This window comes from Paenibacillus alba (assembly GCF_013204855.1).
GTDB classification, from domain to species: Bacteria; Bacillota; Bacilli; order Paenibacillales; family NBRC-103111; genus Paenibacillus_E; species Paenibacillus_E alba.
On sequence record NZ_JABMKZ010000009.1, the window covers coordinates 116,821 to 136,719 of the forward strand.

The window sequence follows — 19,899 nt, forward strand, 5'->3', positions numbered from 1 at the left end:
GAGGAGTGCAGAGCGATATGAAAGGACGCATACATTCCTTCGACACCTTTGGCACCGTGGACGGTCCGGGCATTCGCTTTGTACTATTCATGCAGGGCTGTGCGCTGCAGTGCAAGTACTGCCATAACCCGGATTCATGGGAAATGAACGTGGGGATGCAGATGGATGTCGAGGAGATTATGAATGAGATAGAGCCTTATCTGGCGTATTATCGAAGCTCGGGTGGAGGGATTACCGTGACGGGCGGGGAGCCGACTTTGCAGGCTCCTTTCCTAGCCCGATTATTCGCCGAGTGCAAGAGGCGCTGGGGGCTGCACACGGTGCTGGATACAAACGGCTTCTGTGAACCAAGTCATGCTCGGGAGCTGTTGGAAGTGACGGATTTGGTGCTGCTCGACTTGAAGCAGCTGAATCCCGATCGGCACATCGAGCTTACGGCTCAGCCCAACGATCGCATGAAACGATTTGCGCATTATTTAGACGAACTCGGCAAGCCATTTTGGATTCGTCATGTGCTCGTGCCGGGATGGACGGATGACAGCAGCGATCTAATCGAGCTCGGCAAGTTCATTGGCTCATTAGATCATGTATGTAAACTGGAGATACTCCCCTATCATCGAATGGGTGTCTACAAATGGCGCCAGATGGGGAAGGAATATCCGCTCGAGCTTTGTCCTACGCCATCAGATCAAGAAGTTATTAGGGCGAAGGGGCTCATTGATGCAGGAATATCCTTACGGTAGATAGGGGAGGGAGTAGGTATGGCTATCTATACGGCAGGCTACGCATCGGGGATTGCATCTTCCAATCCGGCGGAGCTAGCCTATGCGACGGATCGTTTGAAGGACGAACATGAGGCATTAAGAGAAAAGCTAAGGATGATTGAACACAGTGCCAAAGAATTGATTCTAATCGATGATTTGGCGAAAGGTATACAGCTGGTGCAAGCGCTCAAAGAATTGAGCGATCAATTCATGGATGAGCTGGAACAGCATGCAGGGTGGGAAGAAAAGGAGTTATTCCCGTTCCTGTTCACGTATTTTGATCGTCAACCGCAGCCCTCGATGATGCCTTCATTCTGGGTATTGGAAAAGGATCATCAGCTTGGCCTTTCGTTTATCCAGTCTTTTCAAGAGGCCATTCTTGATGCTGCTTCATTCGTTGTGAAGAAGCAATTAGCCGATGCCGCAGCACATCTGGTGCAGGCCTGCTTAATACTAAACGATCACATTACCATGGAAGAACAGCTTATTTTTCCATTGACTGAGAATGTATTAACCGATCTGGAATCCTTTTTCTCGTAGCTGACAATAAAAGGAGGAATTATAGATGGTTGTGGACCTTGGGTTGCCGCAGGATCAGGCACAGATGCCTAGATGTCAACAGATTCTAACGCGGTTGAAAGACGAACATGGTGCGCTGAAAAAGGAGCTTGACCATGTTCAGGATATGACCAGTCAAATGGTCAGCAGGCTTGGCTCGGAAGATTCGAAGCGCTTGCTTCAAGATATCCGCAAGCAAATGGAAATGTTCATGAAACAGCTTGATGCGCACGAGCATTGGGAAGAAGAAGAAGTGCTGCCCCTGCTAGCTGATTATGCGAATCAAGGGATGGAGCCAACCTTTTTGACCTCAACATGGGTGTTGGAAGAGGATCACAAGCAAGCGGAACGATTTGTCCGCTCATTTCTTGAATATGCCGATTCCTGCAAGGGGGCTGACAGCTTGAAGCTGAAGAAAGCCATTTCGCTGCTGAGTGTGGCCTGTTCGGTGCTATCCGAGCATTTGGCAGCGGAAGAAGAGATGTTTTTCCCGGTTGCCAATCAAATGCTGAGTGAGATAAAGCGATAGGGATGTTTCTAACATCGTGTCCGAGGGTAATATTCATTATACGAAAACATCATACAAACGAGGTGTAAGTGATATGTTATATTCAAAAATTTTAGTCGCCTACGATGGCTCTGAAGCTGCAGACAAGGCGCTGGATACGGCGTTGAAATTGGCCAAATTGAACCATTACTCGAAATTGGATATCCTTCATATTTTTAATCTTCCTACGTATGTCATAGGTTCTTCGGTTGTCATCCCGCCGGTTGTGATCGAAACGAATTATTTGGATTACTCCGAGCAAGTCATTGGGAAAATTAAAGAGAAAATTACGGACTTCTCCAATATTCATATTGAAGTGAGAAGCGGGGCGATTACGAAGGAAATTCTCGACTATGCCGATGAGATCCAAGCTGATCTTATCATTATCGGCAGCCGAGGCCTTAGCGGTATTGGGGAGTTTGTTCTTGGCAGTGTCAGCCACAATGTAGTTCAGCATGCCAAGCTTCCTGTACTTGTCATCAAATAGAGAAGCACAAGCGAAAGGACTCCACATTTTCGAATGAAGTGTGAAGTCCTTTTTATGTCATAAAGGGAAAAATCCTTATTCACCTACATGCGGCAGATGTCCAGAGGGCAGTTTTCACAGTGGCAAATATCGCGGAGATAAGCGGGGTTCTTAATCGTGATGAGTCCGTTGTGGAAATCGACGGCGTCTTCCTTTTTCATATCGCTCAGCATGCGGTTAACGCTTTCTCGCGTAGCTCCAATCATATCGGCCATTTCAGCATTGCTGATTTTGTAGTTGATTCGAACATGGTCACCGGTGGGAGCGCCATAGGAATTGCTTAATCGAATTAATAAGGAGCAAAGCGCGCCTGGCTTGCCATACATCATTAAATCGCGGAATTTGGTTTCCGTCATGCGGTGCATAAGCCCCATCCATTTCATAAACTCAATCGCTAATTCCCCATGCTGCCAAAGCAGCACCTCCAGATCTTTGCGCTGAATCACGCCAATTTCACAATCTGCGGTCACTTCGGCACTGAAGCTTTGCATAGAATCTTGGAAGGGGTCCATCTGCCCGAACAAGTCACCTTCCTGATGCAAATAAAGGATAAAGCTTCTCCCCGATTCAGACAGCTTCGTAATGCGGACGCCGCCCTTGCGGACATAAAACAATTTGTCGGCTGCGTCGCCTTCTCTGAATAGGAAATCGCCCTTGGCTGCATGCTTCACATACATGATGCTTTGAAGCTTTTCGAAATTGGCTGCAGAGAAATATTTCATAATCCCTTTATTCGCTTGGACTTCCGTGTGATCGCAAGTGCGGCATCCTTTAGTCGATGTATGATTTATGGCCATAAGGACCAACTCCTCAACGTTTCTTTGTTATCTTCATCATAACGGTATTTCCGGTTTTTGGTTATCGGGAGGTACGCTGATCTTTTTAGGGGAAAAAGGCGGGAAATCCTGATACGAAAATCAGGGTTTTCCCTGACTTACAAGACGCGTCGAAAGGTCTACAATGGTAGGAAAGGAAAATCTAACTGTTTTCGTCGAAAAGGAGGTGGCAGGAGATGGCAATTGGCGATACAAGCCTGAAAGTAGAATTAGCGCTTTTGCAAAGCTTGACGTCAAGCGATTTCATGGCATTGGCATCTCTTCAGGGCCATTCAGGTCGCGGCGGGTGGGATTATGTATGGGGAAACAGAAACGATCGTTATCAATATATGGTCATACGGGCAGGACATGGATTGGCAGGTACCGCTCTGCGTCTGGGCAGGTGGGTCAAGATCGACGGTGCGGGTGCTGAAAATAGTCAGGAAAGACTTCATTGTCCGATGATGCTTGCTGAACATCTGCAATCCGCCGCCGTGTTTCCCCTTATGACGACTGCGAATCGCCAGATTGTTGGCTTGATTTATTTAGGTAAGCGCAAACAAAGTAACTTTGAAGTAAATGAGTTGCTCGCAGCGCAGGAGAAGATTGCCACACTAGCTTCTTTGTTGGAAGGAATCATACAAGAGACTGCCAAATGAATTCCTTACTGGAATTCGTTTTTTTTGTTATGATTAGGGCAAATAAAAAGAAAATGGGATCGGGATAGTGATTATCCATTTACTAGGAGGTATCGCATATTGAAGGTTCTGGTCGTGGATGATCATGCTGTAGTTAGATCGGGTTTAATCATGCTGCTCCATGGCAAGCAGGGGATCGAAATTATTGGAGAAGCGGCGGACGGCGAAGAAGGAATTCGGGCCGCCCTGGAGCTTAAACCGGACGTTGTTTTGATGGATTTGAATATGCCTGGCATGGACGGACTTGCGGCGACAGCGGAGCTCAGGCGATTAATGCCAAGCTTGGCCATTTTGATTTTGAGCATGCATGACGATGATGAGTACTTGTTTCGGGCTATTCATGTCGGCGCATCAGGCTATATCCTGAAGAGCTCGCCGCATGAGGAGCTGTTAACGGCGATTCGCTCCGTTGCTGCGGGAAATGCTTATCTCTATCCTACGGCGACGAAGAGGCTCATGAATGAATATATCGAACGCTTGAAGCAAGGTGAAAACAAAGATACCTTCGACACGCTCTCGGAGCGCGAAAAAGAAGTTCTGGCGCTAATTGCCAAAGGCTTCTCGAATAAAGAAATTGCCGAACAGTTGATTATCAGCGTCAAAACGGTAGAGTCGCACAAAAGCAATGTGATGGAGAAGCTGGGACTCAAGACGAGACCCGAGCTGGTGAAATTCGCTGTGAAGAAAGGGCTGCTGAACTTTGAGTGAGGATAAGAACAGAGCGTATCCAGAAGTCATCGGTGAGAATGTGCTGAACCTATTAAATCGACTTGACGAGCATATCGCGGATTCCCTGTTTCAGCAGGATTTGAGACAAGCGCTTAAACAATTATCCCATGTTAAATTTGCTCTCGACGAATCCTCCATTGTGGCTGTTACCGACCATGCAGGGAAGATTTTATATGTAAACGATAAATTTTGCGCAGTTTCCAAGTACTCCCGGAGCGAGCTGCTCGGTCAAGATCATCGGATTATCAATTCTGGCTATCACCAGAAGCCGTTCATGGCTGTCTTGTGGCAAACCATTTCCTCAGGGCAGGTATGGCGCGGCGAAATTAAAAATAAAGCCAAAGACGGCAGCTTTTATTGGGTAGATACAACGATCGTGCCATTCGTGGACGAACAGGGGCAATCCTACCAGTATCTTGCCATTCGGAATGAAGTAACGGAATTAAAGCGTGTGGAAGAAGAACTCCAGCTGATGATGTCGCAGGTCATGCGCATTCAGGAGGAAGAGCGCCGCAAGTTTTCACGCGAGCTGCATGATGGCATTGGTCAAAGTCTATTCTCCTTATTGATCCAAATGGATCGCTTGATCGGGGAGGGCGAGGCCAAAAGCACGGATTTGACTGCACTTAGACAGCAGGTTTCCGGCATCATTGAAGATGTGCGAAGTCTGGCTTGGCAAATACGGCCCTCCGTATTGGATGACTTAGGGGTTGTCCCTGCGATTCGAACGTATATTGAAAACTATACCAATCATTACGGGATTCGGGTGATGTTGGACAGCCGCTTGTCCCGCAGACTGGGAGCGCTTGAGGAAACGGTCATTTACCGCGTGATTCAAGAGGCGCTTACCAATATTGCCAAGTACGCGGACGTGTCGGAAGCGACGGTTGTTGTGCAGGAGATGGACTCCCAAGTCTTAGTACGTGTGGAGGACAAAGGTAAAGGCTTTGCGAGGAATAAGGCAGCCAAAGGCGTGGGTCTTTTCAGCATGGAAGAGCGAGCCAAGAGTATTGGCGGCAGGCTGGACATTCGCTCCGAGCAAGGGCAAGGAACGGTGGTTAGTTTGGTTGTTCCTTTGAAAGGATGAAAGAGGGTGCTTGCGTCCTGACTGAGCGGAAAGTTTGCTTTTGCCCCACTTTCGTAGATGTCTGAACCTTCTAAATTGGGGAATTCCTGCGATTATGCATCCTTTTATCTTGGAAAGGATGCATAATCTCCAAAAGCCTGTGAATCTGCAGGCTTTTGAGGCCTTTTTTCAATATCGGGATGGAAAAGCTTGAAAAGCCTGCTTAATCGCAGGCTTTTGTTGTTTTCACGCGATTCCCTCGAAAAAGCCTGCATTTTCGCAGGTTTCTTAAGTTCGGGGAGCGACGGATATTGCCGATGTGGTTGGTTGCGCATGGTTTTGGAGCAGACGCCACTCATGAGGCATCCGGCTTACTAGCATTCGGCATAAATACGCCGCAGCAGGTGAAAACTAACAAAACTACGCGCGCTGCAGGAGCATATGCAGGAACATTTGGATCGCCATCGTAGGTGAATGATCCTGATTTTGAATGATCCAGAAATTCCGTTCCGGCAGCTTGGGGCTGAGTGGGATAGCGCAAATTTCCCCGGATTCCAGCTCCTTGCGCACAATCCAGCGTGAGAGAATGGATATCCCCAGCCCAGCGGAAACGGCTTCTTTAACGCCCTGGCTGCTGTTGAACACATACGAGCGTTTGATGCGAAGCCCCGCCGCCTGAATAAACTGATCGTTGAAAGACCGAGTACCGGATCCATGCTCGCGGAAAATCCAAGTGAGGTCGTGGAGCATTTCCGGTTTTACCGTTTTTTTGGAAACGAGAGGATGGGAATTAGACGCTATTAAGATCATTTCGTCTTTCATATACGAGGAAACTTGGAGCCCATTCGGTGATACTTGCCCTTCAACTAAACCGAGGTCAAGCTTGTTCGCCTTCAGCGCTTGGGTAATTTCCTCGGTATTTGCAATCGTAACGGACATCTCGACCTCTGGAAATTGATGTGCAAACTCGGCAAGCAGGCGCGGTAAAATATATTCCCCAATCGTGAAGCTCGCGCCAATGTGAATCGCCCCTGTTACTTTTTCAGTCAGCAAATGGATTTCTTGCTTTCCTTGTTCATAAAGAGCAAGAATTTCTTTGGCTCGCCGATATAGAATTTCACCAGCTTCTGTGAGCATGACATGTTTAGGTGAACGATGCATGAGCTTGGAGCTGAATTCGTTCTCCAGATTCCGAATATGCAGCGAGACGGCCGGTTGGGATAAATTCAACAGTTCCGCTGCTCGGGAGAAATTGCGTTGTTCGGTAACGGCTACAAAAACACGAAGTGTTTCTACGATCATCTGCATCTCCCCCTAGTCTTTATATTCTACATAAGGAAGGGGGTTAACGACAAGTTTATCATCAGTTTTTCTCATGATAGAGATAGGATATTGATATTTCACTTATCGTTCGGTTCGCTTTATAGTGAGGTTAGAAGAACAGCACAGAGCAGCTTGAAGATGGGAGTGAGGATGATGGCACACGCCTACGTCTTACCACGAAGAGAACACAAAGGTTTCGGATTTGCACAAGGCATTGGTTTAACGTTCATGCTTGCGGTTGCCGCCAAATATTTGGCCGAATCGCCATTTCTAAATATAATGGGACAGCTAGTAATAGCCATTTTACTCGGCATCCTCTGGAAGGCCATCATCGGCGTCCCCCGGCAGACCATTACAGGCGTATCGTTCTCAAGCAAAAAGCTTTTACGATATGGCATTATATTGCTGGGCATAAGATTGAATTTGCTAGATATCGTGCATGCCGGTCCAAAGGTGCTGTCGATTGCCGTCATCAATATCGTTTTTACACTGGTTGTTGTTTATGCGCTTACGAAGATGTTCAAGGTAGAAAAGCGCTTGGGCATCTTGACGGCCTGCGGCACGGCGATATGCGGTGCGGCTGCTGTTGTCGCAATATCCCCACAAATTAAGGCGAATGAGGAAGAGACCGCTGTAGCGGCAGCCACGGTTGCCATATTGGGGACACTGTTCACACTTGCTTACACGCTTCTTTATCCTGTACTGGGCTTGACGGCGCAAGGCTACGGTATTTTCTCGGGGGCAACGCTTCATGAAGTTGCGCATGTCATTGCGGCTGCGGCTCCTGGCGGCAAAGCTGCGGTTGATTTAGCGGTCATCGTGAAATTAACGCGCGTTGCTCTCTTGGTACCGGTCGCTATTGTGCTCGGCATCTGGACGAACCGGATGGAAAGAAAAGAGCGTGGCGAAGTGAAAAAGGCGAGCTGGAAATCGATTCCGATGCCGTGGTTTATCGTTGGATTTCTTGCTATGAGCGGTGTCAACACATGGGGGATACTTCCCGCTGGCTTGACGACTCAGATCCTTGTAGCTGCTTACATGCTAATCGCCATGGCGATGGTTGGTCTGGGACTGCAAGTTGATCTACTCACATTTCGCCGCATGGGGATGAAGTCGTTTGCTGCGGGGTTGGTGGGATCGGTATTGCTTTCGGTTTTGGGCTACGCTCTTGTTGTGTTTTTTGGATTGAAGTAGCCTCCTACTGGTAAAATTACGCCGAGCCTGCCAAAAAGGCAGGCTCAACAAGAAAAAAGTCCCCACCCCGCCCCGAGACGGCGAAAAAAGGCAGTCTCAGCGCGTAGAAGCAGCTTCCTCCCCGGAAAAGCAAGCCGAGCCTGCCCAAAAGGCAGGCTCAACAGTAAAAAAGCCCCGCCCCCGCCCTGAGGCGGCGAAAAAGGCCGGCTCAGCTCGGAAAAGCAGCATCCCGGAAAAGCAAGCCGAGCCTGCCAAAAAGGCAGGCTCAACAAGAAAAAAGTCCCGCCCCCGCCCCGAGACGGCGAAAAAGGCAGTCTTAGCGCGTAGAAGCAGCTTCCTCCCCACAAACCAACATCAAAGCTTCCTCATAACCTCAAAAATGCGCAAATCGTTAATCGTTTGAATCACTTTAGCGGCATCGGGCATTTGGAATTTTTTGAGAATGGAATTGATCTGTTTCTTGATCGTTTCATACTCAACGCAGCGTTCCTCGGCAATTTGCTTACGCTTTTTGCCTTCGCACAGGAGGCGGAGCACCTGCAGCTCGCTCGGAGTCAGCTCGGAGATGATCTGAATGATATTCAGCAAGCTGGCTTCTGCTTTTTTGACGCGAACAAATTCTTCTCTAATCTTCTCGGCGATCATCGGCCGGATCGGTGATTCGTTCTTAAAAGCGGCCCGAACGGCTTCAATGACTTCTACATCTGAAGCGTTCTTCAGCAAGTAGTCCGTGATTCCCGTCTGAAAGGCGGCAAAGATGAAATTCTCATCCTTGTGAACGGTTAATACGATGATTTTGATATGAGGGTGCTTTTCGTGAATCTGCTTAGCTGCGTGAATTCCGGCATATTGACTTTCCATCTCGATATCCATCAAAATGACATCGGGCTGATGCTGAGCAGCCAGCGTGACCGCCTCATTGCCAGATGAAGCGCGCGCGATGCACTCAAAATCTTTATGCCCAGAGAATGTCCTCTCTAGTCTTCTAATGTGGGCTTCCATGTCATCCGCAATGAGGATTCGCATTTGTAGTTGTGTCATTCGCATGAACCCCTTTCTTTAGCATTCCATGAACATTAGATAATCGGCAGGAATAGGGTGAATGTCGTTCCGAGACCTTCTTTGCTTTCCACCAGAATCTTGCCATCGTGGCCAAGTACGATCTTGTGACAGTAAGACAAGCCGATCCCCCAGTTGTTTACGGAAGCTTTCGTCGTGAAAAACGGATCGAAGATAGCTTCTAAATTTTCCTCGGCTACGCCTGGGCCATTATCAGAAATGCGGATAAGCGCCCAGCCGTTCTGCTGATTCGTTTCTACAACGATGAGACCATCATCGCGATACTGCAACGATTCATTGGCATTGATCAGCAAGTTGTAAATGGCTTCCGTGAAATGGCTGTAATCGAGATAACAATTTGCGGGAACCGAGCTTGGTCGATAGTCGACTTGGCAGCGGTTGGATTGCTCCCGCAGCTGGAGCAGTGCTTGCTGTATAGGCAGCTCGATCGACATGGATTGAAGATTTAAATTCATGTTTTTTAATTTATCAGCGGCATCGTTAATGCTCGCAAGGGCTGTTTGCGATGATTTTAAAATAAGTTCAAGACTGTACACGGATTCGTTATCCGCTTGATGGCGATCTTTCAAATAAGCGGCCTCGGATTGAATCGCGATCAAGTGGTTTTTGAGCGCATGGGTGAAAGCCCGGGTGCCCAACGTTGCGGTGTCAATGCTTTTATTAATCTGGATATCGCGATTTTTGCGATAATTCTCAATGGAATTGAACTTGTAAACGATGAAGATCATCAGGATCAGTGTCAAATAAATCGCGTAGGGAAACACAGACAGCAGAATTGGCTGAGAACCAAGCGGAGGCTGCAAGTAGTTGTAATAGCCATCCAGGAATGTTGCTTTTACTAGTATTTTTGGTGCCCACGAGAAGATTAACAAGTGAATAATCACAAGCGGGATGAATAGCAAAATATGATATAAGGTAAGATTTTTGATGAATCTAATTTTCGGATAATTCAAATAATAGTTCACTAACAGGCCAAATGCAACAAAAAGAAAGAGGTAGCGAAAGCTTTTAAATATAGCTTCAACCGCATTTAGGTACGGTAGACTATCATTCCAATTGGTTAAAGCGATGTGAAGAGTAGGATCATAATAAGCCGTTTGTACGATGAAAAAGGTCAGAACACCAATGTAGACGAATTGCTGTTTTCTGTGGCTGAGGCTCCTGGTGAAGGATACCGCAAAGCAAAGCAGCGAACAATAAAACAGGCTTACCCCCACATTCAGCATACGAATAAGCCAGTTTGGATTAAATTTGGTTAAGACAAGATAATTCCACGTACCTGGACTGAAATCAAAGAAACTATGAATGACGTTGAAATAGTAGTTGAACTTGCTCAAATACAGGGTGAAGGATACGAAAGAAAGTATCCAACCGATAATGATGCCATACATGAAGCGGGTTGAGGCATTATTTAGTTTTTTGTAAGTAAATAAAATAGTAAAAATTAGCAGTAGAAGCGTAATGAAAAGCATAGGAATCACTTCTTTCTCTTTGGCCAAAAAAAGGGGGAATAAAACTTTCACCTGTCGATGGACTTTGAATCTACGTATAATTCAAAATATAGAAAACGCATTCAAATCATATCAAAAAAAGGGTGATAGTCAAATGAAAAAAAGTTGGAGTATGGTGGTAACGGGCTCAGTGCTTGTAGGTTTGCTTGCCGGATGTGGTTCCACACAGCAAACGACTGGCGATAAAAATACGGCTTCGCCAGAGGCGAAAACCGCACAGGTTAACCTGAAGGCTACAGTATTAACGGACGATTTGGAAACATTCAAAACCGCCTATGCTGAGTTTAGTAAAGAGAATCCAACGATCCAAGTACAATTTGAAACCGTTCCTCAGGCTCAATACTATGAGAAACTTCGTCTGCAACTGTCATCCGGAGAAGACATTGATTTGTTCGGCGGCAATATGGATGTTTTCTTGGATACAGGCATCTTAGAGCCATTGGATGATTATATCAAAAAAGGGAATGTTGACGTTTCCGGATATGGTCCGCTTTATGACTCGTTGAAAGTTAACGATAAAGTTTTTGGTCTTCCTTACCGCAAGTCCAACTGGATGTTGTTTTATAACAAAACACTGTTTGATCAAGCGAGCGTTCCTTATCCGAAAGCAGATATGACTTGGAATGAATTCCGGGAGCTCGCGAAGAAAATGACGAAGGGCGAGGGCGCGAACAAAGTATATGGTGCGTTCCTGCATCCATGGGCGCAAACCTGGTATATGCAAGGCGTTCAAACCGGCGCTTCGATTATCGATAAGGATTTAACCCCCTTCAAGAAAGGGCTTCAATTCCGCATGGATATGGAAAAAGACGGCTCGATCATGGGCTGGGCGGAGCAAATTACGACTTCCGCACATTATAATTCGGCTTTCCAAAAGGGCAACGTTGCCATGAATCTGATTGGTGACTGGCATGTCGCACAGCTCAGACAAGCGGAAACGGAGAAGAAAATCAGCTTCGATTGGGATGTCGTTCCAGTTCCGCATCCAGATGGCGTGGCGGCGAACACAAGTCTGGCAACACCCGTGTCGTTAATGATGAACAAAAACTCCAAACACAAAGAAGAAGCGTTTAAGGTCATTCAATTCATGACGGGAGCCAAAGGCGCGAAGCAATTCGCAGCCAAAGGATTCTTGACAGGCTATATCAATGACGATATCCGTAAAACGTATATCGGTGATGGCAGCATGAAGCCTAAAAACATTCACTATTTCGTGGAACAAAAGGAATATCCGGAATATCCGTTCTTGCCAGGCGTGAAAAATATTCTGGTCAACAACGTGTATAAGCAAGAAGGGGAAATGGCTTTGACCAACGCGCAGACGGTGGATCAGGCAATTTCCAAAATTGCCCAACGTGTAGAAAAGGAATGGGCAGATAAATACGCGAAGGATTTCAAAGCAGGCAAGAAGTAAAAGACATGAATGAGACGGTCGAGCTTCGCCGAAGTTGGCGAAGCTCGATTGCTTCCATAGGGGTGAAGCATATGAGAGAAACGGGCAAAGAAGTACGGCGCAATCGGTTCATCGGTTACACATTTTTGCTTCCGAATATCATTGGATTTTTATTATTTATTTGCTTTCCGGTAGGCGCATCTTTTCTCATGAGTTTTACGGAATGGAATGGCTTTGGCGACATCCAATTCACTGGATTATCGAATTATGTGCGTTTATGGAGTGACGAAACGTTCCGCATCTCGCTACTCAACAGTTTAATCATGACGGGCGTATCCGTACCGGTTACGTTATTACTCGCGATCTTGGCAGCTGTTGCCCTCAATAAAGGATTGAGAGGCATTAAAATATTTCGTACCGCCATCTTTCTGCCTCACATAACAGCTACGATAGCCGTAGCCGTCGTATGGCAGCTTCTCTACAACCCAACTATGGGGCCGATTAACGGCATGCTGCGCAGCTTGGGGGTCGATCATCCGCCCACATGGCTAGCCTCCACGCATTGGGCGCTTATCTCGGTTATTATCGTCAGCATTTGGCATTCCATCGGTTACTATATGGTGCTGTATTTAGCTGGATTGCAGGGAATTCCGAAGGATCTCTATGAAGCAGCGGAAATCGATGGCGCAGGGAAGGTATCGCAATTCCGCAAGATTACGGTGCCGATGCTGTCGCCGGTTATTTTCTTCACCATCATTATGGGAATTATTAATTCGTTCAAAGTATTTGATCTTGTGTTCGTTTTGACCAAAGGCGGTCCGGGACGCTCGACGCATATGCTGGTCTATGATATTTATTATACGGCATTCCAAAGATTCGAATACGGATATGCCTCTGCGATGGCTTACGTGCTTTTTGCCATCATCCTTGTTATTACGCTGATTCAATTTAGAGGACAGAAACGTTGGGTGAACTATTCCTAACGAGTTTAGCGGGTTAGAGAAAGGAGAAGCCGACTTGAATACAATCGTAGAACCTAGGAAGACATCCATCAACCTACCGAAACGTTTGCCTACTGGGGCATGGGTTAGAAAAATAGCTTTGTATGCGATCGTAATCGCGATCTCTTTGTCCATGATTGTTCCCTTCCTCTGGATGCTCTCTGCCTCCGTGAAATCGGAAGCGGAGATATTCGGATTCCCGATTCAGTGGATACCCAGCCATTTCTACTGGTCCAATTATACGAAGGTGTGGACGCAGCTGCCTTTCTTTACGTACTATTTGAATACAATCAAAATTGCGCTTTTGACCACCTTACTGCAAATTATTACATGTTCCACAGCCGCTTATGCGTTCGCCAAAGTGAAATTCCCGGAACGGGATAAGTTGTTTTTCCTCTATGTCGCGACGATGATGGTGCCTTATCAGGTCATGATGATTCCCCAGTTCATGCTCATGAAGAAGCTGGGTTTAATGGATTCACACTGGGCATTAATCCTGCTGGGAGCTTTCAGCCCGTTTGGGGTATTCTTGTTCAGACAGTTTTTTATGTCCATTCCAGAGGAGCTCTCGGAAGCGGCCAGAATTGATGGCTTGGGTGAGTTTGGTATTTATTCCCGCATTATTTTGCCGTTGATCCGACCCGCTATTGCGAGTTTAACCATTTTTACGTTCATGCATGCATGGAACGATTTCCTCGGGCCGTTAATTTATTTGAACTCGGATCGGTTGTTTACGCTTCAGCTTGGTATGCAGCATTTTCAATCGGAACATGCCACCGAATACGGACCGTTAATGGCAGCAGCCGTTTGTGCGATTGTGCCAACGATCCTTATTTACTTCATGGCCCAGGACCATTTCGTGGAAGGAATATCCGCTGGTGCGGTTAAAGGGTGAGTCAGACATGAAGCCAAATATCATTTATATTTTCGCTGATCAGTGGAGGAAGCAGGCCGTTGGTTTCATGGGCCAAGATCCTGTGATGACCCCGCATATAGACCGCTTTGCGGAAGAGAGCTTGGTTTTCAACCATGCACTCTCATGTACACCTTTATGCTCCCCGCACCGAGCTGCATTAATGACCGGCAAGTATCCGCAATCGACGGGGGTATACACGAATTGCAAAATCGGTGCGGATGTCATGCTGAGTCCAGACGAGGTCTGCATCGGGGATGCGCTGAAATCAGCGGGTTACGAGACGGGCTATATCGGCAAATGGCATCTGGATCTGCCAGAGCAAAATCTCAGCCCAGAGCCTGTGTCCGGTGCGCGGGATTGGGATGCGTACACACCGCCAGGTGCGAAGCGACACGGTTTTGATTTCTGGTACTCCTATGGAGCCTATGACGATCACATGGAACCGCATTATTGGAAAGACACACCGGATATGATAGAGGTCAACCAATGGTCGCTTGAGCATGAAACGGATGTCGCACTTGATTATATACGATCCAAAGGGAGCGGCAGCGAGCCATTTGCCTTGTTTGTTTCCTGGAATCCACCCCATAGTCCATTCGAGCTTGTCCCTGAGAAATACAAGCAGCTTTACACGGGAAGAGAGCTGAAGTTGCGTCCCAATGTGCGTGCAGAGCATCTTGCTGCGCACACGGGTGAGCCATTTGAAAGCGGAGATGAAGCGCTGCAGCGGTATACAAGTGATTATTTTGCGGCCGTAACCGGAATGGATGAGCAGTTCGGCCGCATCATGCAGGAAGTCCAGCAGCTCGGAATTGCTGAGAACACATTGATCGTGCTTACCTCGGATCATGGGGAATTAATGGGCTCGCACGGTTTCATGGCCAAGCATTCCTGGCATGAAGAATCCATAGCGATACCTTGTCTGATGAACTGGGCGGGCACGATTGAGAAGGGACGCACGAATCTGCTTTTTAACAGTGTGGATATTATGCCTACATTGCTTGGTCTTGCTGGTATTCCCGTTCCTTCCACAGCGGAGGGACTGGATTTGTCAGGCGACATTTTGGGGAAAAGTCAGACGGAGGTCTCTTCCGCTTTTATCTGTGCATTTCCTGGACGGAAAGATACGATTGAGCAGTACGCTGCCTGTGGTTTGGACAATCGGCTATTTGGCTGGCGAGGCCTTCGTACAGAACGTTATACGTATGTCGTGCATAAAGGATATGTGCCTGGAGCTGAGCCGCAGCGTCTTCTGTATGATCATGAACAAGATCCGTATCAGTTAAATCCACGCATCATCACGGAATGTCAGGAAGATGAGCTGCTGCTTTCATTGGAAGAAGAGCTAAAGAGTTGGTTAACACGTACAGGTGACGCATTCGAACTGTCATGAGCTCTCGTTCGTATTGCGAATATATAAAGTCTAGTTAGAGGAACAGTAACTCGTTCTTCTTGCTAGACTTTTTCTGTTTTCTCATATTTATGTGCTGACGACGGCATAATAGATAAAAATATTTATGATTAACTTATAAAATCATAATTTGTATTATGAATGGTCTGAACTTACACTAGGGTTGTACAAAAAGTAAGGAGGGAGCTTCATGAATTCAGAAAGCACGTTCAATCATTCTTCAGTCGCTATGCGCAAAGCGTCACAGTTCGCTTTATACGCACTTACCATAGGGGCTTTTGCCATTGGGATGACCGAGTTTATCATTATGGGCTTATTGCCTGAAGTGGCCTCGAATCTCCATGTATCCATACCTTCAGCAGGTCTGCTCATCACCGGTTATGCACTGGGAGTCGCCTTAGGAGCACCGTTTATTACGATTGCCACGCATCGGATGCAGCGAAAGGCACTGCTGATTCTGTTGATGGTGGTATTTATTGCCGGCAATGCACTGGCAGCCGTTTCACCCAACTATACGATCCTTATGATTGCGCGCATCATTGCAGCGCTGACGCATGGCTCCTTTTTTGGCGTAGGCTCTGTTGTGGCAGCGTCGCTGGTTCCCAAGGAGAAGCGCGCTGGCGCTATTGCGATCATGTTTACCGGATTGACCTTGGCTAACATTCTGGGTGTTCCCATCGGAACCTTTGTGGGACAGGCTTACGGCTGGCGGTCAACGTTCTGGGTGATTACTTTGATGGGAGTCATCGCGCTGGTAGGGATCATCCTGCTTGTCCCGAAAGTCAAAGCGGAGCCTTCGAGCTTGCGGCAGGAACTAGGCGTCCTGCGGCGGCCCGTCGTACACGTAGCGCTTTTGATGACGATATTTGGATTCGGCGGTGTATTTACAGCCTTCACCTATATTTCCCCGATTCTCGTGGATATAACAGGATTTTCGCCAAGTTCGGTATCTTATATCCTTGTCTTATTTGGCGTAGGGATTACAATAGGTAATATCTATGGCGGAAAGCTGGCTGATCGGAAGCTGATGCCTTCGCTAATTGGTTTTCTCATTCTATTGGCTGTTGTGTTGGCTGTTTTCACTTTGACGGATCATAACAAAGTGCTCGCTTTGATAACCATCTTTGTTTTGGGAATAGCGGCATTTGGTATCGTTCCCGGGCTGCAGCTGCACATGCTGAATACAGCCAAGGAAGCGCCAACGCTGGCATCTACGTTGAATATAGCCGCGTTCAACCTCGGAAATGCGTTGGGTGCCTATTTGGGAGGCGTCGTGATCGACTATCAATTTGGAGGGGGGCTTCAGGCCGTCCCTTGGGTAGCGGCACTGGTTACTTGCTTAGGCATACTCTTCACCTTCTGGGGAAGGATGCAGATGAACAGAGAGTCTCGAGATTGATTCGAGGCTCTTTTTCTCATAGAATTTGTTCATACCTAATATACCCAGTAACGATCTGGAAAGGAATCATATATGGTTGATTTTGAATGGTACCGCAGTTTCATCAGCATATACAAGCATAGCTCGGTCTCGGAAGCGGCCAAAGCACGGCTTATGACGCAGCCTGCAATGAGTCAGCATTTGGCTGCTTTGGAGGCGTCGGTTGGAGAGCCCTTATTTACAAGAGCCTCGAGAAAAATATTTCCCACGGAAAGAGGGAAGGAGCTCTACACGCAATTGGCTCCTCTGGTTGAGGCGCTTGAAGAAACAACGCGAAATTTCAACTCGGCGGCTGTCCCTATGCTGCCAGTGGTAAGAATCGGCTCGTCTCATGAGCTTTTTAGGGAAACAGTAGCCCCGCATCTCGGCCGTTTTAATCTGCGTGTCATTGCTCAATACGGAATTGCTGCTCATATTTTGGAGTTATTATTGGAAGATAAGCTTGATCTTATTGTGACCTCGCAGAAGCTGTCAGCTCCAGGCATCGAGTATATTCCTTATTTTCAAGAAAAATTTGTCGTTGTGGCAGCTGCGGATTTTGATGATCAGCAGTTTGAAGAAGCGGAGAATAAGGAAAAGTGGCTCTGTGTACAAAACTGGCTTGCTTATGGTCAAGAGCTGCCGATTATCCGACGATTTTGGCGGGAGCATTTTGGAAAAAGGCCGCAGCTGCAGCCTATATTCGTATTGCCGGATCTGCATGCGATTCTGTCTGCCATTGAGCATCAAGCAGGGATTAGTGTTTTGCCCACCTATATGCTCGGAAATTCCTTGCAAGCCAATAAAATAAAAATTATTGCCCAATCGTACGGGGTGACGAATGATTTGTATTTGGCTTATAAAATAAAAAATAGGAACTTGCCTCAGCTGCAAGTTTTGATTGAAACGTTAAGAGCGCATGTGCTCACGCAATAAAATACAATACTTGTGACTTTTCCCCTGTATTTTCGTCCTTCGCTCCCGTTTTCCGTTCCGTCAAATTCCGCTAAGCTAATTAGTGTAAACACTTTCATTACAGAGAGAGCGTAGGGAGAGAGAGCGGACAGGAGGAAACGGATGGAACCGATAACTGCCAAGATCACCACTACCACACAAACGTCGCTATCGAGGCAGATAAGGAGGATATGGACGTACAAGCTGCTTTATGTACTGCTGCTGCCCGCATTGGTATGGGTCTTCATTTTTGATTACCTGCCGTTATACGGGATCAGCATTGCTTTCATGGACTATAACGCGATACAGGGGTTCTCGGGAAGTCAGTGGGTTGGATTTAAATATTTTCAAATGCTGTTTGAATCGGATATGTTCATGAATGCGTTCAAGAACACACTGCTCATCAGCTTGTACAAAATGATCAGCGGTTTTCTTTGTCCCATCTTGTTAGCGCTTGCATTGAATGAAATACGGCTCGTATGGTTCAAAAAGACACTCCAAACAGCCGTCTATTTACCCAGATTCGTATCGTGGGTCGTCTATGGGGGAATCATCACGCTGCTCCTTTCGCCGGAAACGGGCGTCATTAACAAGATCATTGAGTTTTTTGGCGGCGATCCCGCCTATCTACTGGTCGAACCCGCGTATTTCCGGACGATTCTGGTCGTCACGGATGCGATGAAGGAGATGGGCTGGGCGGCCATCATCTATATGGCGGCGATCGCCGGGCTTAACCCGGAGGTCTATGAAGCTGCTATTGTCGATGGCGCGTCGCGGTTTCAGCGAATTGTGCACGTAACGTTGCCGGGCATTACCGGGACCATTATCGTCATCTTCATCCTGAGAGTCGGATATATCATGAGCGCAGGGCTGGATCAGGTCATCAACTTGTACAATCCGATGGTCTTTGAAGTCGGAGATATTCTGGATACGTACATTTACCGTGTTGGCATTGAGCAATTTAATTTGAGCCTTGCTGCCGCAGCGGACGTGATCAAGGGTGTCATTGGGCTAGTGATGATGCTGGTAGCCAATCAAATTGCCAAGCGAATCAATGATTCCGGTATTTTCTGACGAAGGAGAAGAGATGCGATGAAGCTAACGAAAGGCGAGAAAGCCTTTGTCACCACGAATTACTTTGTGCTAACGGTCATGACGATCATTATTGTCATTCCTTTCTGGTACGTGATTTCCGTTTCCGTGACGCCCTATCATATTTTCAGCGAGAAGAACGGCCTGATCTTGTTTCCGAGCTCGCTGAGTTTTGAGTATTATGCGTACTTGTTAAAGGAAGGCTCGCTGATCTTCACGGCCTATGGCAATACGATCCGCAATACAGCGGGGGGCGTCCTGCTCGCCTTGTTTCTGACAACAACAGCAGCCTACGCGCTTGCAGAGAAAAAACTGCCGGGCAGGCGAATCTTCATGCTCATCTTCGTCTTCACCATGCTGTTCAAAGGCGGAATGATTCCTACCTACATCACCATCAAGCAGCTAGGATTGCTGAACACCAACTATGTGCTTATGCTGGTCATGGCCTACAGCGCTTTCAACATGATTATTATGAAATCTTTTTTCGAAAGCATTCCCGAGAGCTTGCGAGAATCAGCTTCCATCGATGGCGCTTCGGAGTTCAGAATCCTCTGGCAAATTGTGCTGCCGCTGTCCAAACCGGTTATCGCCACGATCGGACTTCTGTACTTGGTCGTCTATTGGAATGATTTCTTCAACGCCATGCTGTATGTGACGGATTGGCACAAAGCGCCCGTGCAGCTCATCCTGCGCACCATTATTGCCAGTTCCAGCCTTCCGCCGGAGCTGCTTGAAGCGGCAGGCTCAACGCCTCCGCCGACGATCGGTATCCAAATGGCTGCGATTGTGATCGTGGCACTGCCGATGCTTATTATTTATCCTTTTATTCAAAAGCATTTCGAGCAGGGGATGTTGATTGGCTCTGTCAAAGGCTAAGTGATTTGTTTGGCGGATTCATTCCCAT

20 protein-coding genes are annotated in these 19,899 nt (G+C 47.2%); 16 read left to right on the forward strand and 4 right to left on the reverse strand.

Translation table 11 applies throughout. The features are described from left to right. Positions 1 to 17 precede the first annotated feature (17 nt). The 4 genes from pflA (at position 18) to HQN90_RS14435 (ending at position 2,356) form a co-directional block, all read left to right on the forward strand. Positions 18 to 743, forward strand: coding sequence for a pyruvate formate-lyase-activating protein (pflA, locus tag HQN90_RS14420; RefSeq protein WP_173219630.1), 726 nt, complete (start codon positions 18 to 20; stop codon positions 741 to 743). Positions 744 to 761: 18 nt separating this feature from the next. Then, entirely contained in the window at positions 762 to 1,304 is a 543-nt protein-coding gene (locus tag HQN90_RS14425; protein WP_173219633.1) for a hemerythrin domain-containing protein, read from the forward strand. Between the two features lie 25 nt (positions 1,305 to 1,329). Next, positions 1,330 to 1,851 carry a hemerythrin domain-containing protein gene (locus HQN90_RS14430; protein ID WP_079414249.1) on the forward strand — a complete coding sequence of 174 codons (522 nt, stop codon included), beginning with the start codon at positions 1,330 to 1,332 and terminating at the stop codon, positions 1,849 to 1,851. A 73-nt stretch (positions 1,852 to 1,924) separates the two neighbouring features. Continuing rightward, entirely contained in the window at positions 1,925 to 2,356 is a 432-nt protein-coding gene (locus HQN90_RS14435; protein WP_173219636.1) for a universal stress protein, read from the forward strand. An 83-nt stretch (positions 2,357 to 2,439) separates the two neighbouring features. Here the strand turns inward: HQN90_RS14435 and HQN90_RS14440 are convergent, their stop codons facing one another. Beyond that, the gene (locus tag HQN90_RS14440) at positions 2,440 to 3,117 is read right to left on the reverse strand and encodes a Crp/Fnr family transcriptional regulator (RefSeq protein ID WP_173219830.1); all 678 of its coding nucleotides are present in this window, start codon (positions 3,115 to 3,117) and stop codon (positions 2,440 to 2,442) included. Positions 3,118 to 3,407: 290 nt separating this feature from the next. Between HQN90_RS14440 and HQN90_RS14445 the strand changes: the two genes are divergently transcribed. The 3 genes from HQN90_RS14445 to HQN90_RS14455 all read left to right on the forward strand — a co-directional run bounded on the left by HQN90_RS14445 (position 3,408) and on the right by HQN90_RS14455 (position 5,724). Further along, positions 3,408 to 3,869: a GAF domain-containing protein gene (locus tag HQN90_RS14445; RefSeq protein ID WP_173219639.1), complete on the forward strand. Its 462-nt coding sequence runs from the start codon at positions 3,408 to 3,410 to the stop codon at positions 3,867 to 3,869. Positions 3,870 to 3,965: 96 nt separating this feature from the next. After that, complete coding sequence (locus HQN90_RS14450) at positions 3,966 to 4,616, forward strand: response regulator transcription factor (protein ID WP_173219833.1); 651 nt, start codon at positions 3,966 to 3,968, stop codon at positions 4,614 to 4,616. Further along, complete coding sequence (locus HQN90_RS14455; RefSeq protein ID WP_173219642.1) at positions 4,609 to 5,724, forward strand: PAS domain-containing sensor histidine kinase; 1,116 nt, start codon at positions 4,609 to 4,611, stop codon at positions 5,722 to 5,724. The genes HQN90_RS14450 and HQN90_RS14455 overlap by 8 nt, the downstream gene beginning before the upstream one ends. A gap of 399 nt (positions 5,725 to 6,123) precedes the next feature. Here HQN90_RS14455 and HQN90_RS14460 read toward each other — a convergent pair whose 3' ends face one another. Beyond that, complete coding sequence (locus tag HQN90_RS14460) at positions 6,124 to 7,005, reverse strand: LysR family transcriptional regulator (RefSeq protein ID WP_173219645.1); 882 nt, start codon at positions 7,003 to 7,005, stop codon at positions 6,124 to 6,126. 171 nt (positions 7,006 to 7,176) lie between these two features. Between HQN90_RS14460 and HQN90_RS14465 the strand changes: the two genes are divergently transcribed. Beyond that, a complete protein-coding gene (locus tag HQN90_RS14465) occupies positions 7,177 to 8,220 on the forward strand; it encodes a YeiH family protein (RefSeq protein ID WP_246362364.1) in 1,044 nt (347 codons plus the stop codon). Positions 8,221 to 8,574: 354 nt separating this feature from the next. On the opposite strand, the gene HQN90_RS14470 is transcribed toward HQN90_RS14465, so the two are convergent. Both HQN90_RS14470 and HQN90_RS14475 read right to left on the reverse strand, forming a co-directional pair. After that, positions 8,575 to 9,261 (reverse strand): response regulator transcription factor, encoded by a 687-nt coding sequence (locus tag HQN90_RS14470; RefSeq protein ID WP_246362367.1) that lies wholly within the window; start codon positions 9,259 to 9,261, stop codon positions 8,575 to 8,577. Positions 9,262 to 9,296: 35 nt separating this feature from the next. Then, entirely contained in the window at positions 9,297 to 10,772 is a 1,476-nt protein-coding gene (locus HQN90_RS14475) for a sensor histidine kinase (RefSeq protein WP_173219654.1), read from the reverse strand. Positions 10,773 to 10,905: 133 nt separating this feature from the next. On the opposite strand from HQN90_RS14475, the gene HQN90_RS14480 reads away from it, so the two are divergent. The 8 genes from HQN90_RS14480 (at position 10,906) to HQN90_RS14515 (ending at position 19,871) form a co-directional block, all read left to right on the forward strand. After that, positions 10,906 to 12,225, forward strand: a complete 1,320-nt coding sequence (locus HQN90_RS14480) for an ABC transporter substrate-binding protein (protein WP_246362368.1) — start codon at positions 10,906 to 10,908, stop codon at positions 12,223 to 12,225. A gap of 5 nt (positions 12,226 to 12,230) precedes the next feature. Then, entirely contained in the window at positions 12,231 to 13,187 is a 957-nt protein-coding gene (locus tag HQN90_RS14485; protein ID WP_246362370.1) for a carbohydrate ABC transporter permease, read from the forward strand. 34 nt (positions 13,188 to 13,221) lie between these two features. Beyond that, positions 13,222 to 14,100, forward strand: a complete 879-nt coding sequence (locus HQN90_RS14490) for a carbohydrate ABC transporter permease (protein ID WP_216855317.1) — start codon at positions 13,222 to 13,224, stop codon at positions 14,098 to 14,100. 7 nt (positions 14,101 to 14,107) lie between these two features. Further along, the gene (locus HQN90_RS14495; RefSeq protein ID WP_173219657.1) at positions 14,108 to 15,514 is read left to right on the forward strand and encodes a sulfatase family protein; all 1,407 of its coding nucleotides are present in this window, start codon (positions 14,108 to 14,110) and stop codon (positions 15,512 to 15,514) included. Positions 15,515 to 15,722: 208 nt separating this feature from the next. After that, complete coding sequence (locus HQN90_RS14500; RefSeq protein ID WP_173219660.1) at positions 15,723 to 16,931, forward strand: MFS transporter; 1,209 nt, start codon at positions 15,723 to 15,725, stop codon at positions 16,929 to 16,931. Positions 16,932 to 17,003: 72 nt separating this feature from the next. Continuing rightward, the gene (locus HQN90_RS14505; RefSeq protein WP_173219663.1) at positions 17,004 to 17,885 is read left to right on the forward strand and encodes a LysR family transcriptional regulator; all 882 of its coding nucleotides are present in this window, start codon (positions 17,004 to 17,006) and stop codon (positions 17,883 to 17,885) included. Between the two features lie 141 nt (positions 17,886 to 18,026). Beyond that, the gene (locus tag HQN90_RS14510; RefSeq protein ID WP_079414236.1) at positions 18,027 to 18,977 is read left to right on the forward strand and encodes an ABC transporter permease; all 951 of its coding nucleotides are present in this window, start codon (positions 18,027 to 18,029) and stop codon (positions 18,975 to 18,977) included. Between the two features lie 18 nt (positions 18,978 to 18,995). After that, on the forward strand, positions 18,996 to 19,871 hold the full coding sequence (locus HQN90_RS14515) for a carbohydrate ABC transporter permease (RefSeq protein WP_173219666.1): 876 nt from the start codon (positions 18,996 to 18,998) through the stop codon (positions 19,869 to 19,871). The last annotated feature ends 28 nt before the right edge of the window (positions 19,872 to 19,899 follow it).